Source organism: Rhizobium sp. AN6A (assembly GCF_900215635.1).
Classification (GTDB): Bacteria; Pseudomonadota; Alphaproteobacteria; order Rhizobiales; family Rhizobiaceae; genus Agrobacterium; species Agrobacterium tumefaciens.
This window is the reverse complement of record NZ_OCNC01000004.1, coordinates 495,379-511,177: the sequence shown is the minus strand read 5'-3', so window position 1 is coordinate 511,177 and position 15,799 is coordinate 495,379. Positions and strand designations below refer to the sequence as shown.

Annotated in this window: 11 protein-coding genes; 7 read left to right on the top strand and 4 right to left on the bottom strand. The window is 54.9% G+C overall.

Annotated features, from left to right (window positions below; all coding sequences use genetic code 11):
- Nucleotides 1-81: 81 nt before the first annotated feature.
- A complete protein-coding gene (locus tag CRO62_RS15095) occupies nt 82-477 on the top strand; it encodes a hypothetical protein (protein ID WP_323455505.1) in 396 nt (131 codons plus the stop codon).
- Between the two features lie 257 nt (nt 478-734).
- Complete coding sequence (locus CRO62_RS15090) at nt 735-1,463, top strand: hypothetical protein (protein ID WP_097100770.1); 729 nt, start codon at nt 735-737, stop codon at nt 1,461-1,463.
- A 777-nt stretch (nt 1,464-2,240) separates the two neighbouring features.
- Here CRO62_RS15090 and CRO62_RS15080 read toward each other — a convergent pair.
- The 3 genes from CRO62_RS15080 to CRO62_RS15065 form a co-directional block, all read right to left on the bottom strand.
- On the bottom strand, nt 2,241-3,170 hold the full coding sequence (locus CRO62_RS15080) for a DUF2971 domain-containing protein (RefSeq protein ID WP_097100769.1): 930 nt from the start codon (nt 3,168-3,170) through the stop codon (nt 2,241-2,243).
- A 1,187-nt stretch (nt 3,171-4,357) separates the two neighbouring features.
- A complete protein-coding gene (locus CRO62_RS27670; RefSeq protein WP_323455504.1) occupies nt 4,358-4,672 on the bottom strand; it encodes a hypothetical protein in 315 nt (104 codons plus the stop codon).
- A gap of 71 nt (nt 4,673-4,743) precedes the next feature.
- Nucleotides 4,744-6,408: an ATP-dependent nuclease gene (locus CRO62_RS15065; RefSeq protein WP_097100767.1), complete on the bottom strand. Its 1,665-nt coding sequence runs from the start codon at nt 6,406-6,408 to the stop codon at nt 4,744-4,746.
- Between the two features lie 228 nt (nt 6,409-6,636).
- On the opposite strand from CRO62_RS15065, the gene CRO62_RS15060 reads away from it, so the two are divergent.
- From CRO62_RS15060 to CRO62_RS15040, 5 genes are all read left to right on the top strand, one after another.
- Nucleotides 6,637-7,266, top strand: coding sequence for a recombinase family protein (locus CRO62_RS15060; RefSeq protein ID WP_097100766.1), 630 nt, complete (start codon nt 6,637-6,639; stop codon nt 7,264-7,266).
- A 45-nt stretch (nt 7,267-7,311) separates the two neighbouring features.
- Entirely contained in the window at nt 7,312-8,394 is a 1,083-nt protein-coding gene (locus tag CRO62_RS15055) for a hypothetical protein (RefSeq protein ID WP_097100765.1), read from the top strand.
- A gap of 715 nt (nt 8,395-9,109) precedes the next feature.
- Nucleotides 9,110-12,886 carry a hypothetical protein gene (locus CRO62_RS15050; RefSeq protein WP_097100764.1) on the top strand — a complete coding sequence of 1,259 codons (3,777 nt, stop codon included), beginning with the start codon at nt 9,110-9,112 and terminating at the stop codon, nt 12,884-12,886.
- A gap of 21 nt (nt 12,887-12,907) precedes the next feature.
- A complete protein-coding gene (locus CRO62_RS15045; RefSeq protein WP_097100763.1) occupies nt 12,908-13,402 on the top strand; it encodes a hypothetical protein in 495 nt (164 codons plus the stop codon).
- A gap of 3 nt (nt 13,403-13,405) precedes the next feature.
- Nucleotides 13,406-14,767 carry a hypothetical protein gene (locus CRO62_RS15040; RefSeq protein WP_097100762.1) on the top strand — a complete coding sequence of 454 codons (1,362 nt, stop codon included), beginning with the start codon at nt 13,406-13,408 and terminating at the stop codon, nt 14,765-14,767.
- A 376-nt stretch (nt 14,768-15,143) separates the two neighbouring features.
- Here CRO62_RS15040 and CRO62_RS27365 read toward each other — a convergent pair whose 3' ends face one another.
- Nucleotides 15,144-15,380: a transcriptional regulator gene (locus CRO62_RS27365; protein WP_003503671.1), complete on the bottom strand. Its 237-nt coding sequence runs from the start codon at nt 15,378-15,380 to the stop codon at nt 15,144-15,146.
- Nucleotides 15,381-15,799: the final 419 nt, after the last annotated feature.

The window sequence follows — 15,799 nt, the reverse complement described above, 5'->3', positions numbered from 1 at the left end:
TCCCCGCCGCCAATCAAGGACTATGCCACGCAATCGGAAATCGTTTGCGTGGCATAGTTTATGCCATAGGGGGTGACGAACATGTCTGGCAATTTTTGCAATACATTGTCCTTCACGCAGCGCGTCGCGACTATGGCCGTGGGGATCTTTTTGATTGCCGGTAACCTGGAGCCGGCATTCGCGATCGATATGGAATCGCGTGCCCTGTGGGCGGCATCAGCCATGGCAGAGGCTGATTATCATCGCAGCAATCCTTGCAAGCAATGGAAGGTTGACGAGCAGGCGGTCAAGAAAGTCATTGCCTGGAGCGGCCGAACCCTCGAAGAATTGCGGGCATCCGAAGACTACCAGTCGCAACGCGACGCCATAGCAGGCGTCGCTCGGCAATACGGTGCCGATATGACCTGTGACGAGAGTGTTGCGACTTTCGACGTTGATGAACACGACTATGGCGTTCTTCGCCACTCAGGCTGGTAACGAGCCGGCGGCTAACCGTCAAAAATGACAGGAATGAAAAGCGCGTTTTTGCATGCGCGTTAAATGCGTAAAATGGCGCACCCGACAGGAAACGCCAACATGTCCCGTAAGTGGCTGGAATTTATTGCCAATTAGACAAGCCGTTGGAGCCGTGTGTACCACTTTGTGCGGCCCCCATCAAGTGCCACGCGGTTTGTATTCTACGGATAAAATCTCGGGTAGAATATCACGCGCGTGAGTCGCGTTGAGGTTAAAATATGCAGGGACTGGACTTTGAGCTTATTTCTGATGAGGATTACGATACTCTCCCCGCAGAAGCGGAGAAAAGGTTTACCGCAATAGAGCGCATCTGTCGTAAAAACATGATGGCAATGCTCTCAGAGGATAATCATCAAAGTTTTGAAGCACTAGTGCAGACGCAATACATGACGATCATTACCGCGTCCGCCGAAGAGTTAGGGATAGCAGGTATCCAATATGTGGATCACTTTGACAGCGTTTCTCAAGACCTCAGAGAGTTTCTTAGGCAAGTAACTGGGGTGACCGCTAAAATCAAGTTGCGTAATTCTTCTAGCCGTGACGCGCTCTCAGTTAGGCTGGGAAGAAAGACTAAAGGCCTTATCGAGAACGAGCTAACGAAGTTGCGTGATGCTGTTGAGGACAGCACCCTATCGGATGACAAGAAGGCTCGCCTGCTTGATAAAATCGGTGAGTTCCGCACAGAGCTTCACAAAGAGAGGCTCCGGTTCGGGGTGTCTCTGTCCGTTTTGGCGTCGATAGGGGCGATGGTTGGGGGCACTACAGCCTTTCTAGCTGAAGCTCCTGATGCAATCGTCACAATCACACATCTAATTGGTGTAGATAAGCAAAAGGAAGACGATGAGATAATCCGGCTAGAAGGGCCCCCGAAGCCAAAGCTGCTTGCTCCGCCACAGGCGGCTACAAAAACGGCGTGGGATACACTCGACGATGACATTCCGTTCTAGCTTCCCGACTACACTAGGGTGACATCTCTCAGAGGTATGTGACCCTCTGCGGGCATTCTGAAGGCGTGAAGCCTGCCCAGGGCAGAGATAATGGAGCAACTCGTTTGGACGCCAAGACCTTTTTCGACACTGTGACGCGGCCCAATATTACGGCGTTTATCCAAAACGATGGGGATTACCGTCTCGCCGTCAATGCGGCACTCAGCCTCGATTCAGCCTACGGCATAATCTTTGAGGAGCTACGGGAGAATGGACACCAATTCCTCGGAAAGCTTGGATGCCAGCATAGTGAACTGAAGGACAACCATTTTAAAGACCACGTAGCAACTTTATGCCCTGAGTTCGAAGTCTTGAGGGATGCAGCGTATTCGTTGAAACACGGTAAGCTATCGGCTCGCAGGGCTCGCATGGTTTATTCTGCGCAAGATGTCGCAAGCAAGAAGCTGAGGTGCGGGCTGCTTTCTTGCGGCGACCGACTGGGCGCATCATCTGTTTTCATATCTTTAGCGGACGGTAAGCTTGAACGGGCTTGGCCCCTTTTTCGCCGCGCTGAGCTATTCACAGATGAGCTCCTTGGGGACTTGGGGCTAGGCCCCCTTGCGTGTCCCGTCCCGGAATATCACACATCGGCTGTCCTGTCGGCCACTCAAGCGGCAAGGGGAGGAAGCTCGGCAGGAGGGTGGCTTTGGGATAGCCCTCATCGAAATCAAGGGCACGCGCTTCCATAGTATCGAACACAGCGAAACTGGGAGCGGCTCACAGCACGCTGGTGTCAAGTCAGTCGGGTTCATAGGGCCGGAGCTCAATATCAAAGTTAGCCCTCCCGGAGCGGGCCACTTGAAATATCTCGATTCTTGGGTAGCGGCTGGCAATTTCGAGGAATTCTGTTTTATCAGAGGCTGCGGTGTTCATTCCAAATATCAAGCCGTCTATCTCACCTGCACCAAAGGGGCAGTCCTCATACGGGGCTTCTTGTGTTCTTCCAGCGCCGGAGCAAATTCTCCACTCCTGCTCATAGTTCCATTCAGATGACTTAGTATAGACCAATTTGTCTACGATTACGGTTGGGCTCATACTGTCCAAACCAGCAAAAATGTCCGAAAGCGACTCGGCGTTGTAGAGCTCGGGAACCTCGCTTAGATAGTTAACTGCTTTTGCCATGCCAAACGGTCCGTCAATTTCCGGCATTGATCGGAACCGCAGCGCAACTCCAGTTGAGGCGCTCCCGTAGTGCGCCCACATGAGGTGGTTATTAGGCCGAGTTGTGAGAGATAGGATTTTTGTATCTTTCATGATCGCCGCAGATTCCCTTTGAATACCCGGAAGGGTAACTAGCATTTGGCTGTATCCCTCATCAAATGCGGCTCCAAGTTCCTCGTTGAATTGCTTTCGTGTCATCCGCCGACCTGTGACGCGGAGAGCTTCAAGCATGACCGAAAGAACATTTCGCGGAGGTATGGGGTTTGTTTGACAATACAGATTCCACAGCTTGCTTAAGGCAAGCCGCCTTACCACCTGCCTGTCTGCCCGTATGGGAAGGTCAAGCTGCATATCAAAAGGGTCGTTAAGGTGCGTGGCTGTAGACCAGCGAAGGGTTCGATTGGAGAGGACGATTTTACCCGTTGCAGCCGACATATATTTGAAGAAATGGAGGCGGTCGTTATTGTACTTGGCAGGTTTCTGGGTCAGTTTTTGATCGAAATTCATGGTATTTCCGGGAGCGAAAATGAGCGAATGACGCTCGGCTAATCTGCGGAGTGGGCGACTAGCGGAGCGTACTCTGCTCTATATATTAGATCATAGTTGAAAAGACACATGTCGCTGGATTTACATAAGTCGCCATTCCCAAAGTGCTCCCCGAGCTATCTTTCCGGCTACACTGGGGGTCAGACATGTGAGAGGTAATACGTGACAGCGGCGGCGAGCGTTCCCCCCCCCCCCCCCCCCCCCCCCCCCCCCCCCCCCCGGTGGGCCTAGGTCGCTCCCCTTGCACATTGAAGAGGCCCCCAGCCACTCTGGTGCTCTAGGGCTCCGAACATTTGGGTGTACGAACAGCCCGCAAGCTCTCCGACTCGATCCGCGCCTTGATCTCATCTGACCATTGACGCTGGCATCACGTCCGCTTGCGCTGGGAGCCAATACTCCTTACCCAATCCACCCTGTTTTGTTCAAGTTTTTCCAATTCTGCGAGCTCTCTCAGAGACAACGGCGTGAGTAGTGGAAGTGTGTCAGCTATTCCCTCGACTCGATCAATCAAAACTGCAACGCAGCTAAGAGCCACCATTTCGTCAGTTAGTGGAAACCCACCTAGCTCTAGTAAGCCGCCTGAGCTTTTCGGCCCGTATCGGTTCAAGTGTGTCAGATGCGCACTTCTCAAGGAGAGAACGCACGCCCCTTCGGCAGCGCCAATCTCCAACCCAAGCTCCATGGCCTTCCTCAAGCACGCCCCCAGATCGTGACCTAGCTTCTTTGAAGACTGCAAGTTGTCGGGCACCCCTCGGTCTGTCAGATATGCTTTGAGCGCGAGCTCTGTACTCATAGCCAGCAGATATCCAACGGGCTCTAAATGCTCGAAAGGCCTAGATTGGTGATCAAGCACGAGTTCAGCCGTTCGCCAATAGCGTTTCGATACAGCTAAACGATAAGACCCCGCCTGTGACATAAAGTGTCTCCCTTGCACAGCTTAAAAATCGGTGGTCCTAAGGGGTCCCTCAAAGCGGCGGAGCATCCCACCCCCTGTCCCGTTTCGACGAGCCGGGCTGCACTGGCGGAGGCACATAGGTTTGCTCGGTGGCTGTCAGCAGGTCCTCATACCGCTTGATGATCGCCTCCGTATGTGGGCGCAACATGGATGCCGTAGATCTCCACTCGTGCAGCTTCCTCAACACCTGCTCTCAGTCTGCCCAGCTGCTGCCGTTCTCTATGGTTGGCTTGTAGTTCTCAGCCATATGGTAGAGCTGCCTAGACTGCTCCAGCATCGTGGTCAGCGTATTGGAGCAGCTTGCGTGCAGCTCGGGTTGGTCCGGGTAGAGGGCTTGAAGCCAGAGCATAATTCCGGGCATGGCCATTGCCACCATGTTGCCAGCCTGAGCTGCCTCTACAGCTACCTCAGAGATAAGCCGATAGGCATCTATCTTTCGGTCACTGGCTTTGCTGGCGCGCTCTCTCTGGATGCCTAGCGCCGCCAAGATGATTGATAGGAAGTCCATCAGGCACTCCTTGAGGCGTGGGCACCATACTCAAGGTTGATAACGCTGGGGAGCCTACCGAGGGGCTCCTATTAATCCGGTATTCCCCTTCGCTGCCCATTGTGCGCCCAACTAGAGATCCGACCCATAAAGTCCCACACATCACCACCTGCTGGCCTGATGTAGCTTGGAGCCGCAGGGTCACTGCCCATCCTCTCGAAAATGTCGCGCAGCCATCGCTGCTTCGACCGCTCTATGTCCAAGTCTCTGAGCCATGCTTCAACTTCTCCTATTGGGACTGCAAATAATCCATATCGCTCCAAATCCCTCAGTAGGTTATCTGCCATCTCACGGTCCGACCCCACCAACAGCTCCACGCCACCCCTCGTCTTGAAATCACTGTGTTGCGCCCGAAGTTTCTCAAGGACCGCCAAGCGCCTTGAGGCAAAAGCTGCATGCTCTCCCTCGGGAAGGCCGATTGCCCGCAAATGTTTCGTCCACTCAGTTCCACCATCTTTAAGCACGTCGATGTCTACGACTCCGGCGGCAGGGATGCCAAGTCTGCGGAGTGGTGCGATTATCCTCGGAATTGTCTGCTTATTGTCTGCATTCAGGAAGAGCGTGCGTGGCGAGCCTCTCGTGTCGCCCTCTGTGAGCAGACGTTCGTTTATCTCTTGGTAAAAGGCTCTATCGGCGTTGGCTTCACCAACCAACACTGCGTCAAAGAATAGACCTTCAAGAACGCCAACCGAGCGGAGGAGGGGGTCCTGCATTAGGACCTTGAGGTCTTTACTCGGAAGTAGGCGTGCAGTACCCGTTCCATTCTGATAGGTAAGACGAACAATATTTACTTCTGCACCCGAAGAAATAGCGCCCATCAGAAACTGTGCACTATGAGTAGAAACGAAGATATGCTTTCCTTCCTCTACGGCTCCCTTAGCGAGTTCCTTTCCTAACGTGAAAGCTAAGTTCGGGTGCAAAAATGCTTCCGGCTCATCCACCGTGATGACCTTGGGCCGACCAGCGTGGAGCTGGATCAAAATTCCCGTAAATGCCTTAACGCCATCGCTCACCCGATCAACCCCAAGCGCCTCCTTCATGTAGGTCAATGTCTCATCTTCAAGAGAACGCTCGTTTGGAGGTGGCGTTCGGCCAAACCTAACGTTCAATTGATCGCCAACGGAAGCGTCAAGTACGAAGTAAAGCCCCGTTGCATCGTAGACTAATTTTCGTATCGTTTCGCGCTTTTCGTTATCCAGAAGAAGGTTGGCGAAGGCACTTTGAGGTGCCTTTAGATCACCGCGTTGCTGACTATATGTAAGCTGTATCCGCGAGGGGCCGTCGAGAGATAAGATAGAAGATGATGCATAGTAGTTCACGAAGTTGCTTCGTGAATTGTGAGTGTTCGGGTCTACCAGGGAGGCTTTAAAGAAATTAGGGTAAATATGCTGACGCCGATTGGCGCTCTTGATTATCACTTGTCCAGGATGAACACTCTCGCCGATGTCCGGTGAGACTAAAAGTTTTTGCAGCTCCTCTTCTGCTTCCTGGTCGCTGAAGCTCTTAAAGGTCACAGGGCCAAGTATTTGAGTTTGGGTCTCTCCTTGATTGTTGAAAACCATGCCGAGCTCCCTTAACGCTTGGCTTTTTCCAGAGTTGTTTGGGCCGACAAATACTGTCACGGAAGGGGGCGTCTCGATTTCGAGAGGCGGTTGTGTGGGACCTGAGCCGAATTTAAAGGTGATTTTTTCTAGCAATCATTCTCTCCCTAGAATCGCAGAGTTCTATGACAAGTTGAGTCCATAAATATTTACAGCTCAACATTTATTTTAGTTGGTGCGATAAGTAGTTTAATGTGTCCGTTAGGGCATACCTCAGTGGACGTGAGATTTTCGGACAGAAGTTCGTCCGTTAGGATTGACCTCCTCCATTCGGACAAGTATCTATGCGGACATTATCCATTCGGACACTTGGAGGCGCACCTTATGGCTACATTCCTTTATGCCCGCGTATCGACTAATGAGCAGACCCTTGAGCACCAGCAGGCTCAGGCAGAGAAGGCGGGCTACACGTTTGACCACATCATTGCTGATAAGGGGGTCTCAGGCGTCAGCGTCCCGATGAGGAACCGGCCTGAAGGCAAACGCCTCTTTGATATGCTTCGAGCTGGGGACACTCTGGTAGTTCGCTGGGTTGATCGTCTGGGCCGCAACTATGATGACGTGACGGCAACCATCAAGGCGTTCCTTGCCAAGGGTGTCATCGTCCGCACAGTCATCAACGGCATGGTCTTTGACGGAAGCACCAGGGACCCCATGCAGATGGCCGTGAGGGATGCCCTTATTGCGTTCATGGCGGCAACCGCTCAGGCTCAGGCAGAGGCCACCAAAGAGGCACAGCGTGCGGGCATCGCCCATGCCAAGGCCAAAGAGGATGCTTACAGAGGCCGCAAGCCCAGCTTCACGAGGCAGCAGGTTGATACCGTGCGGGACTTGCTCTCAAGGGAGACCCAGATCGCAGAGGTGGCGAGGGTAACCGGCCTTTCCCGGCAGACGGTCTATCGCATCAAGGATGACCCTCAGGGCACCGAAAAGGCTCTTGCCTTGTGGGGATAGATCGAATCGAGCTTAAATCGCCACCGGGTTTAGGGGGCGGCATAGATGTTTTTGAAAAATACCACGTTTATTGTAGGCGCTGGGGCCAGCACAGAATACGGCCTCGGCGCATTCCCAATTGGTAGCGAACTCCGCTCAATGATCCAAGACGGGTATTCTTTTTCTGGTGACCTGCGCTACGGCAGAATCTCGCGTGGTGACAGACTGTTATTCGACGCAATTCGAAGGCGGCATAGAGATGACGAGAGCGGGTTGCAAAAACGCTTAGAGGCTGCGGAGCTAATCTCAACCAATCTATATATGTTTCCGTCAATCGATGCGTTCATTGACCACTACGAGGATGGAACGAACCACGTAGGCGAATTGGGGAAACTGGCAATCGCTGCCTATATAGCCCGTGCTGAGCGCAAATCTAAGCTCTTTAAGGATTCGGAGCGGGGTGGCGATGGCTTTTCTATCCGAGCCCTGTCTAACGCGTGGGTTGAGCCCTTTGCACGTATCCTTATGGACGCGGTGAAGAACCCTGAAGAATTGGCGGAGGGTGTGTCAATCATCTGTTTCAATTATGATCGGTGCATTGAAATGTACCTGCTTGAAGCGCTGCGCTCTCGATACAGGATGCCCTATCAAGATGCTCGCCGCATTGTAGGTGCGATGAACATCATACACCCTTACGGAACTCTTGGGCCGTTGCCAGAAACAGAATTTGGTGGGCACCCCAATCAGCCGGAATTTGGACCGAACGTTGACGAGCGCTTTGACCTATTCTCCCTCACCCACAGCTTGAAGACCTACACAGAGCGCGTTGAGGAGGGCGAGACGCTTAGCCGTATTCGAGCTGCGGTTGCGTACAGCGAGCACCTAATTTTTCTTGGCTTCGGTTTCACAACAGAGAATATGAATTTGCTATCTGTGCAAGGAAAGGGCCTCGTGGGCGCTAAGGCAAAAAACTCCATACTCGCAACTGGCATAGGCTACTCTCACCAACAAGTTAGCGCAATTAAAGATAAGGTTGCCGCCCTTTTTGATAATATATCGGGGACCGGCTGGCAAAGATCGGCCAACGTCGAGATTGGACTGGGGTGTAAAGAGCTTTTTCACCACTATTACCTGAACCTTCAGCGTTAGGCCCTAATCCTGTGCCAAGGACCGCCGCACGGTCTAGCACTCGGCACGCCTGTGCGGCGGCTTGAGAACCATTCCCTCCGTACAGGAAAGAAGCCCTTCAATTTACGCCCAGCGCTCGGCCCTCAAGCCGGGCGTTTTGCATTCCCTCACTAGTGAGAAGAAGCATTCCTGCATTGACGACAAAGAGCATTCCCTTAGTAAAGCCAACCACACGCCCTCCCTAAGCCACGCGCCACGTATTCGCGTAGTAATGCACAGGATTGCAACCCCTTCGTATCCCTTGAAACCGGGCCTAGGAAACAGCCGAAATAAAATAAATTTTCCTCCACCTCAGCGTGCGGAGTTCAAGGATTTTCCTACTTACTAAGGGAATGCTTTTCTCAATGAAATCAGCGGCGATGGGCTCACCTTTGGGTTGTAGTTAGGTGTTTATCCCTCTTGACGGGTGTGATGGAAAGCCCATTCTATAGGTGTAAATTCACAAGTGCCATCGAGGCTTGCGAGATGAATATGCCGCACCCTACCATCAACTCACAGTCCTAAGTGCCTCCGTAACCGAGCGAGAAATCCCCGTGGTTTCGTGATGTCATCGGTCAGCCGGAACTCGGTGACCCGCCACGAGCCACCCCAAGCCAAACCCAAACAGCACACCTTACGCCGCTCCCCGCAGCGTGAGCAGGCAGCTCATTGCCTATAGCCAACGAAAGGAAATTCAATGGACCCCGAACTCCTCCGCCAAATCCTTGAAAACTCGGAGCCAGCACCACAAAACGCAAACCCGAACAGCACCCCCCACGCCCCTCAAGCCACGCAAGAAGGAGCCCCCACGCCCGACGAGGAGCCGGGCCTAGAGGTAGACCCTGAAGCTGCTCAGAACCTCATGGGGTCCATTCAGGCTGGCATTGAGGGAGCCCGTGCGGGAACCCAAGGTGCCTCTGCCGGTGAAATCATTGGGGCTGCTTTTGGTGGCCCCGGTCTCACCCGTGATGGCTCTGAGGTTACCAAAGAGGATAGGCTCCTTGATGGTGTAGCCACAGGCGGTGCTATCGCTACGGGTGGCATGAAGGCGGTCTTTGAGACCAAGGACTTTCTGTTTGGCGATACGCCACCCGAGGAGCAGAGCGCGTTCCGCCGTAGCGTAGAGCAGCTTGATGCCGACATGAAGGAAGCTTCCCCCATCCTCGGGGGTCTCTCCTCAGGCATCGGGCAATTCGCCGTAGCCATGATTGGCATCGGGAAGCTCGGCAAGGTGGCGCAGGCCATCCCCAAAGTTGGCGAGGCGCTCACCGCAGGCAAGACCGCAGTGGAGGGCGTAAAGGGTGGCGCTGTTGCCCTTGAGTCTGGCAAGGCGGCACTCGCTGGGGCTATCGCATTCGATCCGCATGAAGCCCGCCTCAGCAACCTGCTTCAGGACACCCCTCTGGCCAATCCCATCACGGCATGGCTTGCAGCTGACCCAACGGACAGCGCTGCATGGGGCCGTGTGAAAAGCGCCATGGAAAGCATCGGGCTGGATGCGGCTATCATCGGCTCCCTCAAACTAGGCGGAACCGTATGGAAGAAGCTTAAGGCCGGTGACACAGCGGGGGCATCAAGGACCATCACGGACTTTGAGAACCGGCGTAAAGGAGAGCTTGATGGAACAAGCGAAGTTGAGCCAATTGGAGAAGGACCTGACGCTATTCCTTCAGGTGATGCAGGTGCCGAGGCTTCTCCCCTGGCAGCAGGACCTGTTGATGTACCTCCTCCAGAAGCCACGCCGTCAGCCGGTAATGTGCTGGAAGCACAAGATGGCCTCCCCGGAATACGCAATGATGGCGCGGCCCGGTTTCAAACGCGCATCACGGTTGATTCCAGTGAGGGTAGGAGTTTCGTTGACGAGCTGATTGATGCTGCCGACAAGGCAACCGAGGATTGGGACCTGACGCGGCGATACGGCAATTGGGAAGGGGTCAACAATGCCGGGCACTCACTAAACAAGGATTTAGGGGAGAGGTTCTACTCGCAGTTCAAGAGCGACAGGGATGTTCAGGACGGTATGCGTTTGCTTGTTGCTCGTAAAGCCGAAGAGCTTGAGGCATCGGGCTGGGGAAATACGGTCACGGACGCCCAATTCCAAAAGCAGGTAGCTGACTTTGCCGCCATGGCAGAGACAGACCCCCAAGAAATGCTTGGCTCACTCCAGCAGGCCGCAAACCATTCGATGGATATGCCTGCAACAATGGTTGTCTACGGTTCGATGACTTCCAAGATTTTTGCCGATGCGACGCGGTTAGGCTGGCGGATGCATCTGGGTGATTATAGTGAGTTTGGAAGCAAGGAGGCCATGGAACAGGCGATTGCCAAGCGGTTTTCGCTGGCCCTTACGATGCTTAATGACGTAAAGGCGATGCGGGCGAGCGCGGGCCGTCAACTGCGGGCGCTGCGTGGGCAACCTTTTGATCCTCGCCTATTCGAGGGTGTTTCCAAGGAGCGCTTCTATCAGCTTATTGCAGAAAGTGGTGGCGACCCAAGCAAAATTAAGTACCTCGCTGACCCCGATCTTTATACTAAGCTTTTAGACACGGCAAACTACTTGCGAATTAACAGCCTCATCTCTGGCTGGACCACGCAGGCAATCAACGTCATGTCCAACGGCTATATGCTGGGCGTCAGGCCACTGGAGCGTATCCTTGGGTCTGTGCCCAGAGCCGCCCTCGGTGACGATGCAGCCAAGTCCCTCGTCAGGGAGAACCTCCGGCAGTACGGCTATATGGGCTCGGCTGTGTGGGATGGCTTCAAGAATGCCTCCAAGGCGTTCCTCCAGAATGAGAGCGTGCTGCGTCCTCACACATCGGAAGCCTATGCCAGCCAAAGCTGGCAGGTGCCGGGCTCGCAGGCGTTCAACGGGCAGTACTTCAAGCCGTGGGATAGTGTCCCGAACCTCATCTATAACGCCCTCTCTGTCCCCATCTCGGTAGCCAGTGTGCCAAGCCGCACGCTCGGCTCTGTGGATGAGCTCATGAAGCAGATCGTTTACAGGTCAAAGCTCATGTCCCGTGCCCATACGGAAGGCGTGGAGAGTGCGCTTGATGCCGGGCTCAGTGGTAAAGCCGCCACGGACTACGTGCAGGCATTCGTCAAGGAGAAGGTGGATAAGGCATTCGATGCGCAGGGCCGAGGGCTTGAGCCTGAAGCTTTGCGTGAGGCCAACATTGCCACCTTCCAGCAGGACCTGCTGCCGGGCACACTGGGCAGAGGTATTCAGACCTTTGTGGCAAACGAGAAGACCAAGATGGTTCGCCTCATCCTGCCATTCGTCAAGACCCCCACCAATGTTCTGCGTTATGGGTGGAAGATGACGCCCGGCCTCAATGTCCTGCAAGGTGAGTATCGCGCTATGCTGTCCGGTAAGATGGGCAGGGAGGCGCAGGCTCAGGCAGTAGGGCAGATGAGCATGGGGACTCTCTTCATGGGAGCCGCTGCGTATCTTGGTCAGGATCGCGTTACCAGTGGCGGGCCTACGGACCCCAAGGTGAAGGAGCAGCTTCTGGCTACCGGCTGGAGGCCATACTCCGTGGTCATAACCAACGAGGATGGCTCAAAGCGCTACGTTCCCTTCAACCGCATGGACCCTATTGCTCTGCCATTCGGTATCATCGCGGATATCCAAGATGCTATCCATGTGCTCGGTGATGGCTATGAGGAAAACCCGGAAGTCATGCAGGCTATCGGGGCGCTGGGCGTATCGCTCGCCAAGCAGTTTACCTCCCGCACGTACCTGCTCAGCCTTAACCAGGCGCTGGAGGCACTGAGCCAACCCGACCGGAAGGGCGAAGCGTTCTTTGGGAACATGGCTGCAAGCCTTATTCCCTTCAGCTCGGCTACTCGCCAGACCTCCACGGACCCCTTCATGCGTGATGCCAGAAGCATTGCGGACAAGATGGTGCAGGCTATCCCCGGCATGAGCCAGACGCTTGCCCCCAAGTACAATTGGCTGGGCCAGCCTGTAGTTAACCGGCAGGGCCTCTGGACGGACGACAATGGGACCGTTGTGGACCGTGAGGTGCAGCGGCTTAGTCTTCTGCCTGAGGGGTCTGTCATAGCTGCGCCAAGCCCTTTGTGGAACAAGGTGGACCTCAGGGACATCCAGCTGATCAACGGCGAGAATGCCTATGTGGAGTATCAGAAGCTGGCCGGTAAGCCAGCCCCCAATGCTAAATCCCTCAGGGACCAGATAGCAAACCGGATTCGTTCGGAAGCCTATCAGCGAGCCCCTGACGGCGATGTAGGCACCAAGGGGACCAAGCTGTGGCTCCTCAATCAGATCGTCAACAAGTACCGCGAAGCAGCCGGTAAGCGCATCCGTGCGGACAAGAACGTGCGGGATGCTCTCATGAAGGCTCAGCGCAAGGTGGTGGACCACTATGCCCACCTCCGGCAGGAACCGGCAGAGGACCAGAAGGCTGGGCTTCAGGCCATTCTTGATGCCTTCGGGGCAGGCGACAAGTGATAGTAGGAGCGGGATTGAATTATGAGTGACGAGTTTAAACTCTATGTTTCTGCTGCCGGGCGACACCCCGGCGGCGGTTTCTCCCAGTATGTAACGGCTTCCTCTCTTCAGGATGCAACTGAGCAGGAGGTCTGGTGCGATTACGCGGAAGCCCCGAAGCTGGAAGACGGTACGCAACCGCAAGGCATCTACACAGCAATACGCACGGCCCTACTTCACGTCCCGGACGGCCGCTGTGTGCTCATCTTTGCACCTCAGAGCTTTGTAGCGGCGATTTTCTCCGTGTCACGCGAAGAGCGGCGGGCGGCACGCTATCGCGGTTCCAACAAGAAGCCGCGCCCGAATGCGGACCTATTGCGAGACATTGACGACGAAACCGAACGGCGGGGCATTACGCTACGCTCCCGCGAGCCTGAGCTACATAGTGAGTTTGATATGCTTGACATGGTGCGGGCGGCAGCAACCGAACGGCTGGAAGCAGCGAGCCACGCCGCAGACGCCAAATTTGAGAGCTAAGCTATGGCGCACAAGAAGGAACAGAAAGCGGCGGCAGGGGGAAACTTTGCCGTCCAAGATGATGGCGAGCTGGGCACCCTCCATTTTGATCCCTGGCTGACTTGTAAGGGAGAGGCTCTAAGGCGGCTTGCGGATGATGTCTTTGAGGCACTCCCGTCACCAGCAATAACGCCCGGCAGGAAGCCCCGCGCCGATGCAGAACAGCGCCGCCGCCGTTGTGTCTCTAGCGTGATAGCCAATGTGGCATCGATGGTGTTGAGCCCTGCAAGCCATGACGCGCTGGCCACGCCACTCCGTAAGCCCACCAGCACGCGCACCCGCTATGACTATGCAGGCTATAGCGTTCCGGTGCTTTCAGCCACCGTCATGGCGATGCGCAAGGCAGGATTCTTGGTGGTCATTAAGGGTGTCAGGCGGCGGCACAGGACGCGCATTCTGCCGAGCTCAGTGCTCTCCGAGATGCTAGACCGTGCGGATATTGGGCTTGAGGGCGTGGGGCGGGACGGCGGCGGCGAAACAATTATCCTCAGGGTGAAGCGTCCACCACGTTATGCTGAGCCGGATGGCCCAGAAGAGGAAGCCACCCCGGTAAAACAAGAGGCGGATGATCTGGGGTGGGTTAACTATGAGGACACAGCGCATACTGTGCAGCTGCGCGACCAAATGGAAACCATCAACGAGGCCCTTAACCGGCTTGCCGATGTTCGGTTTGACGGAAAATCTATTCTCCCGGTTCACCTTGTCCGCATCTTCACTACGATGTCTGCGGGAGGGCCGCACGGGTTTAACCTGCACGGGAGGCTCTATAGGGGCGGCTTCTGGTTGACGCTTCCCAAAGAGAAACGGCACCTGATAACAATCAATGGCGAACAGATTGCTGACCTTGATTTCAGCAGCATGTTTTTCCGGCTGGCATATCTTCAGCAGGGCATCACTCCCCCTGAAGGTGACCTCTACGCCATCCCCGGACTGGAAGGCCATAGGCAGGCCGTCAAGCAGCTCGTTGCCTCCCTCTTCGCTCGTGCAGGGCCCGCCGTGCGGATGCCCAAGGAGGTGCGTAAGGAGATGCCCAAGGGCTGGACCATGCCGCGTTTTGTAAAGGCGCTTGCCGTCAAACACCCTGCTATCGCGCCGCTGTTCGGCACGGGCAAGTGGTTTTCGTTCGCTTACACTGAGAGCCAAATCATGGTGGACGTTTTACTGGCCCTTGTGGCCTTGGGAGTTCCGGCGCTGCCAATGCACGATGGTCTTATGGTGGGAAAGAGCCACGGCGCTCTGGCTGCTCAGGTAATGCGAGAAGTCAGCCTCAAGCATCTTGGTGTTGAGCTGCCAGTGTCCGAAAAGCCACTTAGTGTTGCTGAATGAAATAACTGCCTCTGTATGCCTTAGGAGTTGGCTTGAGGTAGTTGCTTGAGGTTTTTCCTTTGCAGGGTACAGACCACCACTGCTGTAGCTTGAAGCCGGTAACTTAAAGCCCAGCCTCATGCCCTCCCTTCATGCCAACCCTACGGTCTGCTGTCTAAGGCTCCTACTTCATGCCACCACATAGCAAACCACACAGCAGGCCATACGCTACCCATCACCGACAAGACCGGCATGCCCAGCTAGAAGGAAGGCATAGAGGTAGGGCATGCGGGTACACCCCGATGAAGGGGATTAACAATGAGAAGGAGCAGGGCGTAGGGATACCCTCATGCCTTACCCGTTGAGGATAGCATAGGGATATCTGGTGGGTCTATCCTCAGACCTTAAGGCGAACGCCAATACGGCCACCCTCACTGAGGAGCTCGACGCCCGCTTCCTCTAGCGCAACCTGCAAGGCACGCACAGTATCTAGCCTGCCGGTGAGGACATCCGCCCCACGCTTCTCAAGGGAAACTATCGTGTTTTTCGAAATGCCAGCCCGCGCCGCGAGAGTAGGTTGGTCCATTCCGGCTAGGGCCCTAGCGGCTTTCAACTGATTTCCTGTGAGTAGCATTCTGTCCTCAGGTCAACTAATTTGTGATTAAATACCAATTCGTGCTTGACCGAATGGTCGAACCGCTACATTAGATTGTTGGTCTTAAATCACAGTTAATCGGTCGGGAAGTCCAATATGAATATGAACGTTCGCCGCCCTTCTGGCGGAACACTTACGCACGCCCTTATGCCCCCTCATGTATTCCCAGAGCAGTACGCGATGGTCTGTGACGGCAATTGCATGCAGCCTCTTTTCGAGCATGGCCAGAGGCTTGTCTTTTCCAAGTCGGCACCCTTGAAGCCCGGCTAGCCGGTTCTCCTTTTCAGGAAGCCTGAGGCCACCCCTCCCGGCGAGAATCCGATGCTATTCAAGCAGCTCGTTTCCGGCCCATCCAAAGCATACTGGGAGAAAGGGCGGCAAGACCTGAGAGGGAACGT

Excerpts from the sequence above, each read along its gene's own strand:
- CRO62_RS15095 (WP_323455505.1), top strand. The coding sequence starts at position 82 with ATGTCTGGCAATTTTTGCAATACATTGTCCTTCACGCAGCGCGTCGCG.
- CRO62_RS15090 (WP_097100770.1), top strand. The coding sequence starts at position 735 with ATGCAGGGACTGGACTTTGAGCTTATTTCTGATGAGGATTACGATACT.
- CRO62_RS15080 (WP_097100769.1), bottom strand. The coding sequence starts at position 3,170 with ATGAATTTCGATCAAAAACTGACCCAGAAACCTGCCAAGTACAATAAC.
- CRO62_RS27670 (WP_323455504.1), bottom strand. The coding sequence starts at position 4,672 with ATGGACTTCCTATCAATCATCTTGGCGGCGCTAGGCATCCAGAGAGAG.
- CRO62_RS15060 (WP_097100766.1), top strand. The coding sequence starts at position 6,637 with ATGGCTACATTCCTTTATGCCCGCGTATCGACTAATGAGCAGACCCTT.
- CRO62_RS15055 (WP_097100765.1), top strand. The coding sequence starts at position 7,312 with ATGTTTTTGAAAAATACCACGTTTATTGTAGGCGCTGGGGCCAGCACA.
- CRO62_RS15050 (WP_097100764.1), top strand. The coding sequence starts at position 9,110 with ATGGACCCCGAACTCCTCCGCCAAATCCTTGAAAACTCGGAGCCAGCA.
- CRO62_RS15045 (WP_097100763.1), top strand. The coding sequence starts at position 12,908 with ATGAGTGACGAGTTTAAACTCTATGTTTCTGCTGCCGGGCGACACCCC.
- CRO62_RS15040 (WP_097100762.1), top strand. The coding sequence starts at position 13,406 with ATGGCGCACAAGAAGGAACAGAAAGCGGCGGCAGGGGGAAACTTTGCC.
- CRO62_RS27365 (WP_003503671.1), bottom strand. The coding sequence starts at position 15,380 with ATGCTACTCACAGGAAATCAGTTGAAAGCCGCTAGGGCCCTAGCCGGA.